Origin of the sequence: Paenibacillus lupini (assembly GCF_011761355.1) — a bacterium.
GTDB classification, from domain to species: Bacteria; Bacillota; Bacilli; order Paenibacillales; family Paenibacillaceae; genus Pristimantibacillus; species Pristimantibacillus lupini.
Window position 1 is genome coordinate 14,712 of sequence record NZ_JAASRW010000002.1, and the last position, 18,523, is coordinate 33,234.

The following is an 18,523-nucleotide window of genomic DNA, read 5'->3' on the forward strand; positions in this document are numbered from 1 at the left end:
ACCTGATAGAACCTGATAGAAACCGTCTCGTTCAGCAAGAAAAGAGCCGGACCGAGGCGATCGCCTCGGTCCGGCTCTTTACGATTGCTGCTATAACGGAGACATTACGGGCCATGCCCGCTCGATCCCTTCTTGATCGAGCAAGGACTGGAAGTCTGCCAGATGGACTGCGCTCGCGCGCACGTCGTGCGGCGTCGTTCCGGTTCGTTTGCAGTAGGCGGCCAGATACCCGGCCGCCTCGCCGATATTCCATTCGACGGGATGGAGCCGGTAGCAGCCGTTCGTAATATGGGTCGTGCCAATGTTCTTACAGGCGGGCAGCAGGTTTCTCACCCGGATGGGAATGAGGCTGCCCAGCGGAATTTGAAACGGAAGGCTCGATATGTCCAGAAACGTATTTCCGCCCGTGGTCGGGTGGAGGTCAATCCGGTAAGCGCCAATGCCGACCGAGTCGGCGAACAGCTCGGCAGCAGCGCCCTGCCTTGCTTCCGCACCGATATGCTGCTCCAGTACCGTGAACTCGGAGCGGATCCGACGCGACTCCCGTATATAGGGAGCCATGGCCAGTCCATCTTGTGTGCCAACGACATCACGCCGGAGCCGTAGGCCTGGATAACCGGCTTTGCCATCCGTCCTGGGCGCTTCCGTCTGCATCCAATAGAGAAGGGAAAGGCTGAGCTGCTTCGCCGCTTCCAAATGCCGCTCACGCTCCTCCTCGCTCACATCGATGATAGAGCCGAGCCAATAATCGTTCTGCGGCCAGTTAATGAGCGACGTGTCGCCGGAGAACGTGCCCGGGACAAAGTTATTGCGGTCCGTAATGCGGCGGTAATGAAAAAAGGGAAACCGGCCCGAGCCGTCCGGCAGCAGAGTGACTTGAACGGGCTGAAGCGAAATCGGCTGCGGATAGGTCCAGCTAAGCATCTTTTCCGGCCAAAACTCGGCTTGATAGGAACGCCAGAACGCATAATCTCGCGGCCGGTCAATGATGTGAGATTCGCCTTCTATGTGTTCGACCGTATAGCAATAGGTGAAAGCCTGCATATTCTGCGGCTCTGCGGGGCCGGCAAGCGCATGGGGCTCTTCCGTTTCTTCTCTCGATTCGGCTCCCGTCACGTATTCAACCCCGGCAAGCGGAAGGACGTCTCCGCATTCGGTTGCATCAATGAAGGTTGGCGCGGAGAGGTGAAGCTTATCGCCGGTTAACGTGTGGTTGACGGTGACGCCTCGAATCGAGTCGCCGTCTGTTTCCGCACCAGTGATGCGATAGTGGTTGAGAACGGTGATCCGCCCGCTATGGATATAGGGTGCCAGCATCTCTTCCAGCACGGCAAGACCGACGCGCGGATCAAAGCAAAGCCGGCTAACGTTGCCGTTGCCGGGATTCAGCCGGTCGTTTGCGGCAGCTTCCCGAGAGAGCGGAAAGTTGCGCCGGTAATAATCGCGTACGCGATTGCGGAACTGCCGGTAGCTTCGGGTGCAGCCGAACGATTCGATCCATCTGTGCTCATCGGGAGGGACAGCTTGGCTCGTCAGCTGACCGCCGATCCAGGCGGTTTCTTCCGTCATGAGTACCTGAAGTCCCATCTTGGCTGCGGCAAGGGCGGCCGTGCAGCCGCCGATACCGCCCCCGATGATGACGAGATCGCTTGTTAATTCTCGATTCATACGTATACCTCCAAGCGGATGGGTTAATCGAAGCGAACTTCACGGCCGGAAGAAGCGGACTCATAGATGCCGCACAGCATTTTCATCATCTCCACGCCATCCTGGACAGGGCTTAACGTTTCCTTGCGCCCAAGGCAGCTGTCGACGAAGTGGTCGATTTCGCTTTGGAAGCCGGCGTTAAAATCAAAGGATAAATTGTCCACTTGCGGCTGCAGGTTCACGATGGTGTTGTATTTCTCGCCGACGATCGCAAGCTTAGGCTCGATTTCGGCGCCGCCTTTGTCGCCGTAAATTTTGACCGTCAGCTCGTCTTCCTTGGCGTGAAGCGTGAAACTGACGTCTACGAGCAGGGATGCGCCGCCTTCGAAGCGAATTAGAGCATTGGCAGAATCTTCCACGTTATTATTCCTGGCATCGTAATCCGCCGCTTTATAGAAAGATAAATGTTGAATATGGCTTCTGTTGCCAAGCTGGTGATAGGTATTGCCGCTGATGGAAACCACCTTGGGCCTGCCCATCAAATACCAGCACAAGTCGATAATATGCACACCAAGATCGATGAGCGGACCGCCGCCGGAGCGCTCCTTGTCCGAGAACCAGCCGCCGGGATTGCCTAGACGGCGTAGACAGGTTGCTTTGGCAAAGTAGATGCTGCCGAGCTCGCCGTGATCGATAAATTGCTTCAAGATGGCAGTATTGGAGGCGTAACGGCGCACGAAGCCAACCTGGAGCAGCTTGCCGCTTCGCTCCACGGCCTCTTGAACGAGCAGTGCTTCAGCCAGCGTCTTGCATAGCGGTTTCTCGACAAGAACATGCTTGCCCGCATCAAGTGCGGCGATACTGATCGGAGCGTGGCTGTTATTCCAGGTGCAAATACTGATCGCATCGAGCTCGGCCTTGGCGAGCATTTGCTGGTAATCGGTGAAGATGTACTTCGCGCCGAACTGCTGCGCTTTATCCTGCGCACGGTTCTCGTTTAAATCACAAACAGCAGTGATGTCGACGTCTTTATTCCTGGCATACGACTGCAAGTGCATGTTTGAAATTGAGCCGGCCCCGACAATTCCGACCTTCAGCTTTCCCATTCTTTAGCCTCCTCCATAATTTGCGCAATTACCCATCCTTTACTAGCTATTCTTTGCACGCGTGGAATATTCCTTCAGATTTTTTCAAAAAAAAGAAATAAATTTCCTAAAATGTATTGACTCTCTCATTCGCTCCATTTAACATTAAGATAGGAAAAAGGTGGAAACTCAAATCTGCGAACCGCTTCTTACACACCGTGAATTCAGGCAGCCGGAGGTTCGTAAACGGCAGGAATGCCCGCATTCCTGCTCCTGATGCGATCATCGTAAAGGGGGCGAGTCCAGCGCATTTGGAAGCTTTTTGCACACTTCATGGAGGTTAGAGGTTACAAGGCCGGTTCATAATCTAGCGTAAAGAAGGGGAGCTCATAGATGGAGCGTACAATCCGTAAGTCTGCCACGATCCTTGCCGTTACGATGATGATGTCTTCGCTGCTTGCAGCTTGCAGCGGTTCGAACAATACCCCCGATAACACCAAACAGAATGCTGAGGCAACGCCGAGTGCCGCGTCGAATAACACGAAGGAAGAGGGCGAGGGCAGCAAGCAGGAGCCCGAGAAGAAAGAGCCGGTTGAGCTTAGCTTCTGGACGATCTCGCTCAGCCCGAACTTCGACGACTATATCAATGGACGCATTAAAGTGTTTGAAGATCAGAACCCCGGCATTACCGTCAAATGGACCGACCTGCCATACGGCGCCATGGAGAACAAGCTTCTTACCTCCATCGCAGGCGGGAAATCTCCGGACGTCGTCAATCTGAATACCGGCATGACGATGACGCTTGCCGGCAAGAACGCCCTCGTCGACCTTAACGCAGAAGCGACCGAAGAACAACGCTCCATCTACTTCGAAGACCTCTACAACTCGACCAAGCTTGGCAATAGCGCCTATGCTTTCCCATGGTATTATGGACTCTCCGTCTTTGCGTATAACAAGAAAATCTATGAGGATGCCGGACTTGATCCGAACAAGCCGCCAACTACGATGGAAGAGCTGAAGCAGCAAGCCATCACCATCAAAGAAAAGACCGGCAAATACGGCTTTGTCCCAAGCTATAATCCGCCTGCGGATTTCTACTTCCAGGGCGTGCCGATCATCAGCGAGGACAAAACCAAAATTATCGTCAATACGCCGGAAGCGCTCGCTTGGGCGAAATGGAGCAAGGAGCTCTACGATAAGGGCATCGTTCCGAAGGAAAGCATCAGTGCGGATGCCAACTACGCGACGGATAAATACCAGTCCGGCCAAATCGCGACGCTGATCACCGGCGCACAGTTCCTCAACCGTGTGAAGACGAATGCGAAGAATATCTATGACCAAACGCTCGTCGCCAAGATGCCTTCCCTCAAGCCAGGCGGCAAGTATCAAGCGGGCCTCATGAACGTCGTTGTTCCTACCATGAGCAAGAATCATCCGGAGGCCATCGCATTCGCGAACTTTATTACGAATGACGAGTCTCAGTTAGCGTTTGCGAAGATCGTCAACATCCTGCCTTCGACCAAGAAAGCGGCTGCGGATCCTTTCTTCACGGAAGCAGGGACCGATTCGGAGTCGATGGCCAAGGTCATCACCGCCCAAATGGCCTCGCAGGCACAAGACTTCTCGCTTGGCATCCGTAATGAGGGCGAAGTGCTGGACTTCCTGTGGAAGGGCTGGCAGGCGATGCTGACTGGGAAGGAAACGCCGGAGGAAATGCTGAAGAACGCAGAGGAGAACATGCAGAAGAAGCTCGATGAGATTAATGCGGAGAACTGATTTGCTAAGTTTCTTAAGGGAGCGGGCGCTAAGCCCGCTCTTACCTGACAGCTGAAGCGAAAGGAGGGTGGGGATGGCGGCATCCAAGGAACGGAAGCGGCGGTACCGGTTCGCGTATATGATGCTGACACCAGGCGTGATTCTGCTCATCGTATTTACCTTTTATCCGGTTATTTACGGCCTGCCCCTGGCATTCACGAACTATTCCGCCGTTGATACGACGGACTGGGTCGGATTCAAAAACTTCGATAAAGCATTCCACGACCCAGATTTCTGGATCTCTCTTAAAAATTCGCTCCTCTATGTCATCGTCGTCCCGGTCATTCAGATTCTATCGATTCTTATGGCCGTACTGGTGAATAACAAGCTTCGTTTCGTGCAGTTCTTCCGGGTCGCCTATTTCATTCCTGTCGTCACCTCGATGGTTGCGGCGGCGATCGCCTGGAAGTGGGTGTTCGAAGAGCAGGGAATCTTGAACTACTTTCTTGAAACCTTAGGCGTAATCGATGAGCCGATCTCCTTCATGGCCGAACCGAAGCTGGCGCTTTATGGCGTCATGTGCGTCACGATCTGGAAGGGCCTTGGCTACTACATGATGATTTATTTGGCGGGCTTGCAGTCGATCCCGTCCGAGCTTCAGGAGGCAGCCCGTATTGACGGTGCCGGCTGGCTGCAGGTAATCTGGCGCATTACGATCCCGCTGCTGATGCCTTTTGTCTTGTTATGTTCCTTAATGTCCGTCATGGGCGCCATTCGCGTATTTGACGAGATATTCGTCATGCATGGGCCGAAAGGGGACCCCGTATCGTCAACACTCGTCACCAGCGTTTATACCTACAAGCTGGCTTTCCAGGACTTTAACTTCGGTTATTCGGCTGCAGTCGGTCTAGTCGTATCACTGCTCATTATGGTCCTGACGATCCTGCTGTTCCGTTATACGCGAAAAGGAGGGCTGACCTATTATGAGTGAAGCCGCCTCCCTGGCATCGCCGGAGCGTGACCGCAGTCGAACGAGGAAGAGAAGGTTTGCGAAGAAGCTCATCGCGCCCCTCATCCTTTACCCGCTGCTTATCCTGACCGCGCTGATTTGTCTGGGGCCGTTCCTTTGGCTGCTCTCGACCGCGCTCAAAACAGGCGATAACGTATACGCTTTCCCGCCGCAGTTTATTCCGAACCCGATCACGTTCGATAATTTCATCGATGTCTTCAATATTATGCCGTTGTGGCATTATATCTGGAATACGGTCTATATGACCGTGCTGGGAGTCGGTCTTAACCTGCTCTTGTGTACGATTACGGCTTATCCGCTTGCGCGCATTTCGTTCCCGGGCCGCAGTTTTATCTTCTATGCGATTGTCAGCACGATGATTCTGCCGAATGCGGCTGGGATGATCGTCAACTTTATCATTATCAACAAGTTCGGCTTATACAACTCGATGCTCGGCGTCGTGCTTCCTTCTGCGATCAGTGTGTTTAATATTTTTCTGCTCCGGCAGGCGTTTATTACGATTCCGAACGATATGGAGCATTCCGCGCGTGTGGATGGCGCCGGTGAATTCCGGATTTTTCTCATCATCATGCTGCCGATGATCCGCCCGGCCGTGGCAACCGTTCTCATCTTCGACTTTATGGCCTTCTGGAACAGTCTGATCTGGCCGGTAATTGTATTCGACGATCAAAGCAAGTATCCGCTTGGCCCGGCCCTTCAATATCTTAATGGCACGCTGGCGTATAACTTCCCTTATATCGCGGCCGGTACGATTATATCGATTCTGCCGATTGTCATCATCTTCCTGTTCCTCCAAAAGCAATTTATTAACGGCATGGTCGGCGCGGTGAAGGGTTAGCGCACACAAAGAAACTGCCTGTTATCATTCGAATAATGACGACAGGCAGTTCTTGTATTTAAACGACTAGTCCAGCTTGATCCCAAAGTGCTGGCGTAACGCTTCCTTGTATGCTTCGTCCGATTGGGGCGTGAACACGTTGACCCCATCTTGGGCAAACAGACGGAATTCCTTCCCGGCCACCGTGTTCCGGCCCTCCCGGGTGCGGATGGCTACCATCTCTGCCTTCGTAAAGATTGAGTCCGGCGCATGCTCGCACCAATAGCTGGCCATGATGTAATCCTTCGACAGCTGCGGCTCCTCCGTGAATGAATAGAGCCGGCACCAATCTCCATGCTTCAGTTCGCACAGCATCCAGCCGTAGTAAGGGTCTTTGTCCAATCGGTAAGTTTCATCGCCCTGCCGGTGCGGAAGCCCCTCGACCATGGCGACTGGCCGACGGGGAACGATGCCGCCGACGCCAACGTCACATAAATAGGTTTGGTCCCCGGCTTCAACCTTCAGCACTTGATGGCGGCGTTTCGGAGGAGGGGACGGCTCGTCGCGCCAAAAGCGGGCGAACAGATCGGTTACAGGGTATCCCAGCTCGCGCAGCAGCCATCCGAACAGCGCGTTCAACTCGAAGCAATAACCTCCGCGCCGCCTGACGACAATTTTATCGAATAGGTGATCGATCTCAAGCGAGATCGGCACGCCGCGCACAATGTCCAAATTCTCATAAGGCACGGCGTGAAGATGACAGTCCTGCAGATCTGCGAGCGCTTGAGCGCTTCTGTCCAGCGGTCTGTCATAGCCGATTCGATCTAAATAGAGCTGAACCTTGCTTTTCACGTCCATATTTCCGTTCTCCTCCCTTAAGACTAGTTTAGATCTAGTTTAACTCAAGCTTGTCATGAGGGGTGACAGTTGTTGTCGAACGAGCCGGTGGAATTAAAAAAGATGACCTTGATGTAGAAGGTCATCTCTTGGCTGCTTAATTCCGCGGTGATGTATTTAAACTGTTCGCTTGGTGACGAACAGAGATGGGAATGGGATTTTTGCTGTCGAAGGTACGGCTGTGAGGATTGTGGCAGTAGCGGATATAGAGAGCGCTGGGTGGATGGTGAACTTCGTAGATTATCCTGCGCTGGTTATGGCATGAATATGCATGAAGTGGGACAAGCAGCTTTGTTACGTTAACGGGCAGAATATTTCAGCTTCTCCTGGATTAGCAGAGTATAGCTGCTTTCGCGAGGTTGATCATAAAAGCAATGAAAGACATAATCAATTGTACTACCCCAGCACCATTTAATCGGTCCATTACATTTCTCTTAGTACGGAGTTCATCAAGTTCTCTCATAACTGGCTCGCTGATCAGATCAAAACTATTGACGAGGCGTAGTTGAACTCATTTGGGATCGACGTGAAGTCGAAGTCGTGTCGAAGCACGTACACGTAAAGCTGCAGGCCGAAACATCGTAATGGCTATTGCGGATCGGGTCAAGCTATAAAAATCATGTCAAGTCCCTGGTTAATTTCCTTGAGACGTTTGGATACGAGTTGACAATATCCGATCATCTCATTCGGTCAGAAAGGGTCGTTTACAACATTAAGTCTCCGGTGAAAAAAGTAATAGACTGACTCCAATATTATAGCAGCGTTAGCGGCCCAAGATCTTATAAATAGGTATTGGGCTGCGGCATTAAACGTGCAGGTTAGTTAAAGAAGTATACAGTGGAAGAGATTGAGAGGAAGGGATTAGCTAATTCTTATTGATGTTATGATATGGGTGAATCTCAATGGGAAATTTTACGGCGTTAGAACGAGTTATGGGCGATGCTTTATTAAAAAATAACCTTCTTTTCTATGAACAGGTCTATACAAAAACCGAAGTCAGTTATTTTATTTTTGATATTGTTGTTTATGGGGAAACCTATAAAATTGTTGTAGAATGTGATGGTCCCTTTCATAATTCAGAACACCAACAAATAAAAGACAGTCTTCGCGATCTGTGGACGATCCAAAACGGAATTCAATCCGTTCTCCGATTCGAACAATTTGAAATATATCGAGATGTACAAAAGTGCATCGAAAAGATAAAAAAAGAGCTCCACGCGCTTGATGCTGCCCTTTGCCATGACAAATCAAGAGTCGAAAAAATAGCAAAGGAAAAGCGCGAGCTTATCTTAAGAAATCGAGAAAGATATTCGGAAAGTCCATATTCCAATAAACGTGTACAAATATGGAGAGCCGAGGATGCTGAGCGTAAAAGACAACGAAATTGGATGGAAACACATGCGGTTTCACGCAGTACTGGAAACCTCATAACTCTACCACCGAAGTTTCCTGAAAATAACTATCCAAATTATGAGGCAGCATACAAAAACACATCTATTACAAATGACCAGGTTAAACCTCGAAGTATAGAGCAGCAAATCCCGAATGGTGAACAATCCGTATTACTAGAAATGAAAAAATTAGCCCAACCACAAAAAAGACTGTTGATGAAATTCATCAAAAATAGCAATAAAGACGGGATCTGTACTTATCGTGGCAACTTAATCGATATCCAAGATTTTATCAAACAAGGATTTATTGTTCCAAATCGTATGAATCAAGTAACCTTCTTCGTGCTTCCTAACACACCCTATCTATTCAAAGCATTAAAAAACGGATAATCAAAATAGAAACAAATGATTATTGCCTCCAGTAAAGAGATCCGATTTCGAATTGTCCTCAAGGCGGTAGGCGCTAGAAATTCAAGCTGGCAAAACACAACAGGATTGAACTAACTGGGAACGATAGGCGAAGAAATAGCAGGAAGAAGTTGCCGGCACTAATCGGCAGCTTTTTTACGTTAATGAACAGTATTGCGTAAGTCGATGTCAAATATATGAATTTAAAAGTTTATTGGTGTTTTGGGGGAATCGCATGCAGAAGGATTGCAAATTGATTTTGGTCGAAGGGTTGTGCGGCACGGGGAAATCTACGTTGGCGGAGCGATTGCATCAGTACTTGGTTAACAACTTCTCGAATAATACAAATTAGATATTTTAAACTCCCGATATAAGATTAGGACTGGATGGTGAGCCATAATGAATCGAGTGTATGAATAAACAGGCCAATAATCATGAATGAACCGATGGCAACTATGTTTGTGTTCGCCGGAATAACGGCAGCGGAAAAAAGTACAATCCGTAATCTTATTATCGATCGACTTGGTGTAAGTGTAAATATAGACCCTGATGCCTTAACTCGAGGTATTGATAGTGAAAATCCCGAGCGTAGTAAAGTATCAGCGGGGAAAGACGCAATTAAACTTGTAAGAGAATGCATATTACATCGGCGAGATTTTACAGTTGAGACTACACTTGTCAGGTGGCAATGTCATTCGCCAAATGCGTGGAGCGAAATGGCTTCGAAGTCATTATGTTTTATGTAGGACTAGGTGATGTTCGTCTTAACATTGAACGTGTTGCAGCTCGGGTTCGAAATGCGGTCATCATATTGAATCAGCTGATATTTTTAAGGCGTCATCATACCTCATTGAAAAATTTACTTAAACACCTGAACCTCATTGATCATTTGATTGTTATAGATAATAGCAGCACCGAAGGCGAGATTATGCTGGAAGCTGATCGGGAAACCATAAAAAATTATGAGAAATTGTTACCTGAGTGGGTACAGAATATTGATTCTCACTTAAAGACTAGAAATAATGATCTTAATTAGCCGATTACTACTGTCTGCAGACAGCTAATCGGTTAATTTTTATTTGTAATTACATCGGATCGTGGTACCACAGGTTAGGATTAAAGTTTTACTCGAAAAGAAATTTGCCATGAGATGAACCCAGTTGGGCGTCCTCGCATAGATTTAATTTATAGTTATAGACTAGAAATTACATCGGATCGTGTTCACATTGTCAAAAAATTCGATAACACAGGTGAGGATTTAGAGGATCTGATCTCCATCGGAACGATTGGTTTGATTAAAGCGATCGAAAGCTTTCAAACAGGAAAAGGAACAAAATTGGCTACTTTTGCCGCTCGCTGTATTGAGAATGAAATACTTATGCATTTGCGCTCTTTGAAGAAGACTAGGAAAGACGTTTCTTTGCATGACCCTATTGGTACGGACAAAGAAGGTAATGAAATTACCTTGATCGATATTCTCGGCACTGAAGCCGACGACGTTGTTGACCGGGTGCAGCTGAAGATCGAGAAGAGCAAGATCTACCGCAACCTCGATATACTCGATGAGCGGGAGCAGGAAGTGATCCGCGGCAGGTTTGGCCTGGATCATGGTGGGGATGAGCGGACGCAGAGGGAGATTGCGAAGGAGCTTGGTATCAGCCGGAGTTATGTTTCGCGGATTGAGAAAAGGGCGTTGATGAAGCTTTATCATGAGTTTTATAAGGCGAAGAAGTGACCTTATGATACTGAAGCAAAAGGACGCCATCGAGATGATCTCACTCGATCCGTCCTTTTTTTGCTTGTTTTTGAGCTTCAGATGCCGATTTGAACCAGTCAATGGCTCAAAAAAATAAAAGAAAATACTTTATTCCACTTTGCATAAAAGTGAAAATCTGATACCATATAGAATATAGTCTATAGATTTAGTAAGGATTAAAGGGAGGCACTTTTTCATGGACAATTTGATGCTTGATTCCATAGATGCAACAACACATCTGGATCAACTCGAGGCTGAAGCGATTTATATTATTCGAGAAGTAGCGGCGGAATGTGAAAATCCCGTGATGTTGTACTCGATCGGTAAGGATAGCTCTGTGATGCTGCATTTGGCGCTGAAAGCATTTTATCCAGAGAAGCCGCCGTTTCCTTTCCTGCATATCGATACAACGTGGAAGTTCAAAGAGATGATTGAATTCCGCGACCGCAAGGCGAAAGAATTCGGAATCAAAATGCTTGTTCACTCCAATCAGGAAGGGATCGAGCAAGGGATCAACCCATTTGATCATGGTTCCGCATATACGGATATTATGAAAACCCAAGCCCTGAAGCAAGGCTTGGACAAATATGGATTTACAGCTGCTTTTGGCGGCGGAAGACGTGATGAGGAAAAATCACGTGCGAAGGAGCGGATTTTCTCGTTCCGTAATAAGAATCATGCCTGGGATCCGAAAAATCAGCGGCCGGAAATGTGGAAGCTTTTCAACACCAGAATTAATAAGGGTGAAAGCATGCGCGTATTCCCGATTTCCAACTGGACGGAGAAAGATATCTGGCAATACATTCGCAGAGAGAACATTGATATTGTGCCCCTCTACTTTGCGAAAGAACGGCCTGTCGTCAACCGTGATGGGCAGATGATTATGATAGATGATGAGCGTATGAAGCTCGAGCCAGGTGAGAAGATTGAAATGGCAAAGATGCGGTTCCGCACATTAGGCTGCTATCCGCTGACTGGCGGTGCCCCGTCAGAGGCGGATACGCTGGATGCTATCATTGAAGAAACGCTTGGTGCGGTATCCTCCGAACGGACAACAAGGGTAATCGACCAGGAAGAAGCAGGAAGTATGGAAAGACGCAAACGGGAGGGCTATTTCTAAGATGAAGAGTCTGCTTAAGTTTATTACTTGTGGAAGTGTGGATGACGGAAAATCCACCTTGATTGGACATATGCTTTATGAGGCTAAGCTCTTGTTCGCCGACCAGGAGAGAGCGCTCGAGCTGGACAGCAGGCTGGGCAGCCGTGGCGGCAAAATTGACTACTCCTTGCTTCTTGACGGGCTGATGGCGGAACGTGAGCAGGGGATTACGATTGACGTGGCATATCGGTATTTTACGACGGATAACCGTTCGTTCATTGTAGCGGATACGCCAGGGCATGAAGAATATACACGCAACATGGCCGTAGGCGCATCCTTTGCTGATCTTGCCGTTATTCTGGTGGACGCTACCAAAGGGATTATTACTCAAACGAAGCGTCATACCCGAATTTGCGCCCTTATGGGGATTAAGCATCTGGTTTTGGCAGTAAACAAAATGGATTTGGTGGATTTTGATTCGGATAAATTTGATGAAATTAAAGAGGAATTCTCTCGCATTACCACTGAATTCCGGTTTGAGAGCATTCAGGTAATCCCTGTTTCTGCAACAGAAGGGGATAACATTACGAAGAAATCGCCTAATACGCCTTGGTACAAGGGGCTTGCTTTGCTGCCGTATTTGGAGAGTGTTGATGTTCATGCAAGCGATGAAGTGAAGCCATTCATGATGCCCATTCAGCGGGTATGCCGACCGGACCATACCTTCCGCGGATTCCAAGGCCAGATTGAAGCCGGCAGCATCGCAGTTGGCGATGAACTGATAACTCTGCCTAGCCATGAGAAGGCGAAGGTTAAACGAATCTTAGTCACAGATCAAGACAGGAATTCAGCTCATGCGGGACAACCTGTCACTATTCAATTAGATCGTGAAGTCGACGTTTCACGCGGTTGTGTGTTTACGAAGGACAATCAGCTTCAAGAAGCCGACAGCTTTAGCGCCACGATTCTATGGATGGATGATTCTGTCCTGACGCCGGGCAAAGATGTTCTGGTGAAAGTAGGTACGAAGATTCTTCCTGGTACTGTGACGGCAATTAATTACAAAATTGATGTGAATACAGGCAATACGGTTACAGCCGATCATGTGGTTAAGAATGAATTGGCTAAATGTGAAATTTCATTATCGGATGGTATTGTGTTTGATAAGTTTGAAAAAAATAAAAGCATCGGTGGATTTATTCTCATCGATCGTGTAACTAATATGACATCAGCTTGCGGCGTCATTGATGAAGCTCTTCAAAGCTCTTACAGTGTTGACCGAATGGATACGGAAATCACCAGAGATGTTCGTGCCCAGCAAAAAGGGCAGCAGCCATTAACGATTTGGCTTACTGGTTCCGTTGTGGGCAATACGGCTATTGCGAAAGAAGTCGAGAAAAAGTTGGTAGCGAGAGGCTATCATACGATGCTGATCGATAACAACTCAGGTGAATCTGTGCGGCAACTCGCGGCTTATGCCACATTGCTAAACGATGCGGGACTTATTGTACTGGTACCGGCCGGTTCTACGAACGACAACGACCAGGCCATTGCGCAAGAAATCATTGGTCAAGCCTTTTTGCCAATCGAGGCTGCTATCAACAGCTCTTCGATCGAGGAAGCGGCAAAAGATATCGTAAAGCGTGTTGTGAAGGCTCTCATTCCAGATAGTTATACCATATAAAAATAAAAGCGCCGAAAAGTCCTAAGGACTATATCGACACTCTTAGAGCACTGTTAACGCAGTGCTCTTTTTTTATTTCAAAGATATAATCCCATTCCTTACTAACTTAGCAAAGAATGGACGATGACTTTATCCAACCTCTGGATTCTCGTTTTTACATAACATCGCTACAATTGAGACCAAAGGCTTTTGCCACATTTTACAAAAGTATCTATGATAATGGTATTGCGCAAGGAATAAGTTAGTTACATGTTGTTGTAGGGTGGCAACGTTGTAAACTTCTGCTCTGACCGATCGGTGACCTACATGAATGCATTTTTTTAGTCATGGCCGGACCGTCGTTATGGGAGACGTCCTGCACGCACGAGGTCGGCCTTCAAGGGAGGCGGCCGTAGTGAATACGTTCTGGGCCATTCGAACAGGAATTCGGGATTTCTTTGAGAACATATATGGAATTTGTAGAGCTTGGATGTTGAAATATCCGTTTTTTAAAAAGGCGTATATGATTTATTCTTGGTTGTCGTTAAGCTTGTTAGTTATAAGCTTGTTCTTCGTTGAAGAAACGCGTACCATGTTGGTTCAATATTTATGGTCGTTTTATGTGCTGCTGCAATTTTGGTTTCTGTGCCGAAGCAAAACCTTGCCGTGGAAGCAAAGCGTTTGGTTCGTCCTGGCTGGCATATTTATTGTCGTACCGTTCACAACGCTTACGGTCAATACTCTCCACGCGCTTTTCGGCGGAAATACGTCAGACACTTGGTCCATGGCCTTTATCACGCCATTATTCGAAGAATTGTGGAAGCTTCTCCCGCTTTTCTTCTTCCTGTTGTTCGCGCGTCGAGCTTCCGCCTTAAGTTTAAGTGACTACACGCTCATCGGTGCCGCGACCGGCGTTGGTTTTCAACTGATGGAGGAGCTTTCTCGTAGGTGGCTGAATACCGGCGTTCTTGCTGATAAGTTTGGCTATAGCTTTACGATGTTAGGCGGCGAAACGATTCATTGGGACTTTTTCTCCCTGTTTCCCGGACGTTTCGAAGAGAGTCTGTTTCCGTCTCAAATGAGCGTCAGTCATCCCGTACATACCGCTATGATCGCACTTGCGTGCGGAATGGCCTATCGGCTGCGGTCAAAACTGACAAATTGGGTTTTTCTATTCCCGGTTATCATTTTGCTTTGGGCGATCCTGGATCACGCGGCTTATAACGGCCAATACAAGCTGCCAGATTGGGTTTTTCAGGTTAGTGACTGGACCGGCAATGGTTATAAAACGCAGTCGACATTTCTGCTGATGCTAGCCGCTTCACTCATTCTAGATTACTGGTCATTGAATAAAGTGCGTCAACACCTTCCGAGGCTGCCGAACGAGCCGTTACTCAATCCGTTCTCTGAGCTTTGGAACATGATATCCGCCCTTTTCCTGGGTCGAGGGAAATTCGGTTATTGGCTTGGCTTCTACAGGGGACGGCGGGAGCTTGGATTTCATTTGCTTTATGGTAATGAGGAAGCCGCCGGCAGACAGGAGCATGTCCGGGAGAGGATGAAGGCTTATTATCAGGTGCTTACTGGACTTGCTGTAGTTGTGCTTGTTGTATCTCTGTTCGCAGGTATGGATGCCTACTACTCGGGTGGCGATGAAACGGCTTGCTTCGCCTGTATGTTCGATTCCTTGCAAAATTGGTGGGATCGGCTGGCATGGTACGAGCAAGGTGCGATTCTATTAGGAGCACTTGCACTAGCTTTGCTGTTTGTCGAGTTTTGGCCGGCTGTTGGCATTGCGTTAACTGCGTCGGGAATCGCCGGCAGCGGCCATGAGATTGCTGGCTATATCCGCGATCCCAAAAAGCTGTTGACGCCTGAAAATGCGATCTCAGTGGCTATCGGTGTTATATTAAGCCGAATCCCATTCGGCCGAGCACTCGGATGGCTGGGGAAGAAAGGGCGACGTTACACCCGTAAGCTCCTCGACAAGCTAGGCTCACGGAAGCCGGATGTTGATGTGCCGGGTAAACCTCCCAAGCACGATGGGAATGGTCCCGACAATCATCCGGATGAGCCGCAGAAGCCGGATGAAGATACGCCAAATAAGGACCATGTCGATGAGGGGACGGGTACAACGGAACCAACACTTCCTGAAGGCGGAAGTCCTAGGGGCAGGTATGAAACCCCTGATCCTAATGAACCGATTCCAATAACTCTGCAAAATAATGCGGCAGATTTATTGGCAAACAAAGGTTACGATATTGAAATGCTGCCGGCTACAAAGGGAGGAAATGGTTACGGTATTAAACCAACATCGAATCCCGATTTTCTAATAGACGGAAAGGCCTTTGACTGCTATTCTCCAGCGACACCTAAAGTGAGAAATATATGGCAAACGGTTGTGAATAAGACTGAGCAACAGGCAAGTCGAATTGTATTGAACTTAGATTCGTACGAAGGCTCAATGGATGAGTTGTATTCACAATTTAATAATTATGAGATTCCAACGTTAGACGAGTTAATGATTATTAAAGACGGACAAATTATGAGATTGAAACCATAGTCATAGGGGTGGAAAGTATGTTTTGTTCTTTTTACTTTGGAGGCAGCTCTGAATTTAGTGAATTTAAGAAAACGATTATAAGACTGCTGCAAGGCGGCGAGATTGTTGACACGGATGATAATCTCACAGTATCTTGTGATGGATTTACGCTTTCCATAAAAGAAGGTGGGCATGGTGTGAGGTTTGCCAGTGAAGATCATCGTATTGAATTGAAATTTAATGTTTATATTGACGTTATTGTTTCCTATACGAATTGGGCACAAGAGTTAATGGCTTTTATTGGTGAATTGCTTCGCTCTAGGGATGGGGATTGTATTCTCGAGTTGAATGATAAACCGATCCTATTGCGAAAAGATCATGTTGTAACTGTAGATGAAAAGAAATTGAGTGGAGCAAAAGGGTTTCCTTTTCATGAATTAGGTATTGAATATCAAATAGGAGATATTGCTTGAGTGAACTATTAATTCACCTTGACTCCATACAAAAGTTAAAAACCCTTGGGTATCAAGGGTTTTTTTTGTTTGAACAAGATAACTTCTAGCCCCAAAAACTAATCGTGAGAATTCCTATTAAAATGACAACCGAGCACAATATCCGTAAAGTGCCCTGCTTCTCTTTAAGGACGACAATACCTAGAAACGTGGCAAATACGGTTCCAATTTCACGCATTGGGGAGATATGGGCAACGGGTGCGTACTTCATTGCGAATAGGAACAATAAATACGATCCTGGATTGAGAATTGCTCCGAGTAAAATGATCCTACTGTTTAATTTCCATTCCATACGTAGTTGTTTGGAGGCTATAACGGTTGGTGTCAATGCCGCGACGAAACCGATATTAGTCACCTCAAGTAAAGAGATCGCTGAAATATGTTCAAGGTTGAGCTTATCTACGAAGACATAGCAGGTTGTGCATAAGCCAACACAAAGCGCCATAAAGAAAGGTTTAACGGACCCTATGGAAGCTGAACGTGATCTTACTCTGGTGAAAATGCCGCTGAGTGAAACGAAACCAATGACCATACAAAGCAGTCCAATCCATCCATATACCGATAAGGATTCACGAAGGAACAGGACACCAATAATGGGAACGAATAAAGTACTGGTACCTCTCATAATGGGATAGATTTGCGACAAATCACCCATGTTGTAGGTACGTGCTAACAAGAGAGAATAAACGGCCTGCAAGCATGCAGATAACAGCAGAAGGCTGTAGGACGATAAGGATAAAGGATGAAGCCATAATTCTCTTATTAAATATGGAAGAAGAACGATGGTGGTTACCATAAGGATGGACCATAAGAAGACGCTTTTGTTATGACTGCTTTTTGTGAATAAACTCCAAATGGCATGTGCTAAGCCAGAAGCGATGACTAGCAGCGTAGCGACGATGATCAAACCATTACCTCCAAGTTAAGTACCAGGGATGTGTTCAGGCTGCTCGGTAATGACTGTGCCGTCAGCAAGTCGCAGCCACGTCTCGAAGCTACGCTCGTCTTCTCGGAGTCGGATCATTCTTGCGCCTCGTTGAAAACCCTCTTTTCCATATGTGTTATAGCCGCTGGCTCTGCCGTAACATAGACGAATCCCATGCAGGTCGCCCCAATAATCGTTAATATGATCATGGCCAACGAAGGTTCCTACGATATCGCCCATCTCAAGCATAGCTGCAAATAGTCCTGAGTTCACTTGGCTGCTGGAGACACTAGCCTCATAAAAGTGCCCATAACAGGTTTTGGTGTCCCACACCTCTTGATATTCTGGGAAGGGAATATGGAAGAAAGCGAGAGATGGCAAAGGCTGTTCAGTTGAAGTATCTCGAATCTGCAGAGATTCTTTCTTGTACCATTCAATCTGATCGCTGCGAACCCAATCATATCCTTCAATAAGGGAAACGGGTGAATAAGCACCTGAATCAAAAAAGTAAAGGTTGAATTTGCTTTGCCCTGCAGCATTTTGAATGGACAGCCGGTAATTCCCTTCTCCGCTAATCTCTACCGGGCCCCTCTGGGTAACCGTATGGGGATATTCCAGAACGGCATGGATGAGCTCTTCTCTCGTAATGAACGATTCCGTGTCATGATTGCCGAACACGATAGCCCATGGAATCCCGCGAGTCTCTACGGAGTGGACTGCTTCTCGCAATGCACCTAATGGGTCCTCGCACATGAGATCACCTGGGGCTACCTCACCGGTATAGATTACATCACCCGTGAAAACCACAAGATCCGGCTGTTCAGCATCGAGGATTTCCTCCATGAGACGGCGTGTCATCTGATCTAGCTCGCCGTTATCTTTCCAATGTAAATCCGTGAATTGCGCAATCGTAAAGGTGTGATTCTCGCGAAAGACGAGTGAATGTGGCAAGATAAGCCCTCCATGTTTGTATTTAATGATGTTGTAACTATTCTT

At 47.6% G+C, this 18,523-nt stretch carries 15 protein-coding genes; 10 read left to right on the forward strand and 5 right to left on the reverse strand.

The features are described from left to right. Window positions 1-90 precede the first annotated feature (90 nt). Window positions 91-1,668 (reverse strand): FAD-dependent oxidoreductase, encoded by a 1,578-nt coding sequence (locus FHS17_RS05930; RefSeq protein ID WP_167276575.1) that lies wholly within the window; start codon window positions 1,666-1,668, stop codon window positions 91-93. Between the two features lie 23 nt (window positions 1,669-1,691). Next, entirely contained in the window at window positions 1,692-2,753 is a 1,062-nt protein-coding gene (locus FHS17_RS05935) for a Gfo/Idh/MocA family protein (protein WP_167276578.1), read from the reverse strand. A 372-nt stretch (window positions 2,754-3,125) separates the two neighbouring features. Between FHS17_RS05935 and FHS17_RS05940 the strand changes: the two genes are divergently transcribed. The 3 genes from FHS17_RS05940 (at window position 3,126) to FHS17_RS05950 (ending at window position 6,355) form a co-directional block, all read left to right on the forward strand. Further along, window positions 3,126-4,508, forward strand: coding sequence for an ABC transporter substrate-binding protein (locus tag FHS17_RS05940; protein ID WP_167276582.1), 1,383 nt, complete (start codon window positions 3,126-3,128; stop codon window positions 4,506-4,508). Window positions 4,509-4,581: 73 nt separating this feature from the next. Further along, window positions 4,582-5,478 (forward strand): carbohydrate ABC transporter permease, encoded by an 897-nt coding sequence (locus tag FHS17_RS05945; protein WP_167276586.1) that lies wholly within the window; start codon window positions 4,582-4,584, stop codon window positions 5,476-5,478. After that, a complete protein-coding gene (locus FHS17_RS05950; RefSeq protein ID WP_167276590.1) occupies window positions 5,471-6,355 on the forward strand; it encodes a carbohydrate ABC transporter permease in 885 nt (294 codons plus the stop codon). The genes FHS17_RS05945 and FHS17_RS05950 overlap by 8 nt, the downstream gene beginning before the upstream one ends. Before the next feature lie 66 nt (window positions 6,356-6,421). On the opposite strand, the gene FHS17_RS05955 is transcribed toward FHS17_RS05950, so the two are convergent. Then, window positions 6,422-7,192, reverse strand: coding sequence for an arylamine N-acetyltransferase family protein (locus tag FHS17_RS05955; protein WP_167276594.1), 771 nt, complete (start codon window positions 7,190-7,192; stop codon window positions 6,422-6,424). Between the two features lie 941 nt (window positions 7,193-8,133). Between FHS17_RS05955 and FHS17_RS05960 the strand changes: the two genes are divergently transcribed. The 7 genes from FHS17_RS05960 to FHS17_RS05990 all read left to right on the forward strand — a co-directional run bounded on the left by FHS17_RS05960 (window position 8,134) and on the right by FHS17_RS05990 (window position 16,563). Then, window positions 8,134-9,012 (forward strand): endonuclease domain-containing protein, encoded by an 879-nt coding sequence (locus tag FHS17_RS05960; protein WP_167276598.1) that lies wholly within the window; start codon window positions 8,134-8,136, stop codon window positions 9,010-9,012. Window positions 9,013-9,718: 706 nt separating this feature from the next. After that, on the forward strand, window positions 9,719-10,066 hold the full coding sequence (locus FHS17_RS30430; RefSeq protein WP_243865217.1) for a hypothetical protein: 348 nt from the start codon (window positions 9,719-9,721) through the stop codon (window positions 10,064-10,066). Window positions 10,067-10,180: 114 nt separating this feature from the next. Next, the gene (gene sigK, locus FHS17_RS05970) at window positions 10,181-10,765 is read left to right on the forward strand and encodes an RNA polymerase sporulation sigma factor SigK (RefSeq protein ID WP_167276601.1); all 585 of its coding nucleotides are present in this window, start codon (window positions 10,181-10,183) and stop codon (window positions 10,763-10,765) included. A 217-nt stretch (window positions 10,766-10,982) separates the two neighbouring features. Continuing rightward, window positions 10,983-11,906 (forward strand): sulfate adenylyltransferase subunit CysD, encoded by a 924-nt coding sequence (gene cysD, locus FHS17_RS05975; RefSeq protein ID WP_243865218.1) that lies wholly within the window; start codon window positions 10,983-10,985, stop codon window positions 11,904-11,906. A gap of 1 nt (window position 11,907) precedes the next feature. Continuing rightward, window positions 11,908-13,569: a GTP-binding protein gene (locus tag FHS17_RS05980; RefSeq protein WP_167276604.1), complete on the forward strand. Its 1,662-nt coding sequence runs from the start codon at window positions 11,908-11,910 to the stop codon at window positions 13,567-13,569. Window positions 13,570-13,963: 394 nt separating this feature from the next. Then, on the forward strand, window positions 13,964-16,111 hold the full coding sequence (locus FHS17_RS05985; protein WP_341805781.1) for a CdiA C-terminal domain-containing protein: 2,148 nt from the start codon (window positions 13,964-13,966) through the stop codon (window positions 16,109-16,111). A gap of 17 nt (window positions 16,112-16,128) precedes the next feature. Then, complete coding sequence (locus FHS17_RS05990; protein ID WP_167276612.1) at window positions 16,129-16,563, forward strand: hypothetical protein; 435 nt, start codon at window positions 16,129-16,131, stop codon at window positions 16,561-16,563. Window positions 16,564-16,648: 85 nt separating this feature from the next. On the opposite strand, the gene FHS17_RS05995 is transcribed toward FHS17_RS05990, so the two are convergent. Next, window positions 16,649-17,509, reverse strand: coding sequence for a DMT family transporter (locus FHS17_RS05995; protein ID WP_167276616.1), 861 nt, complete (start codon window positions 17,507-17,509; stop codon window positions 16,649-16,651). 15 nt (window positions 17,510-17,524) lie between these two features. Continuing rightward, window positions 17,525-18,478, reverse strand: a complete 954-nt coding sequence (locus tag FHS17_RS06000; protein WP_167276620.1) for a metallophosphoesterase family protein — start codon at window positions 18,476-18,478, stop codon at window positions 17,525-17,527. Window positions 18,479-18,523 lie beyond the last annotated feature (45 nt).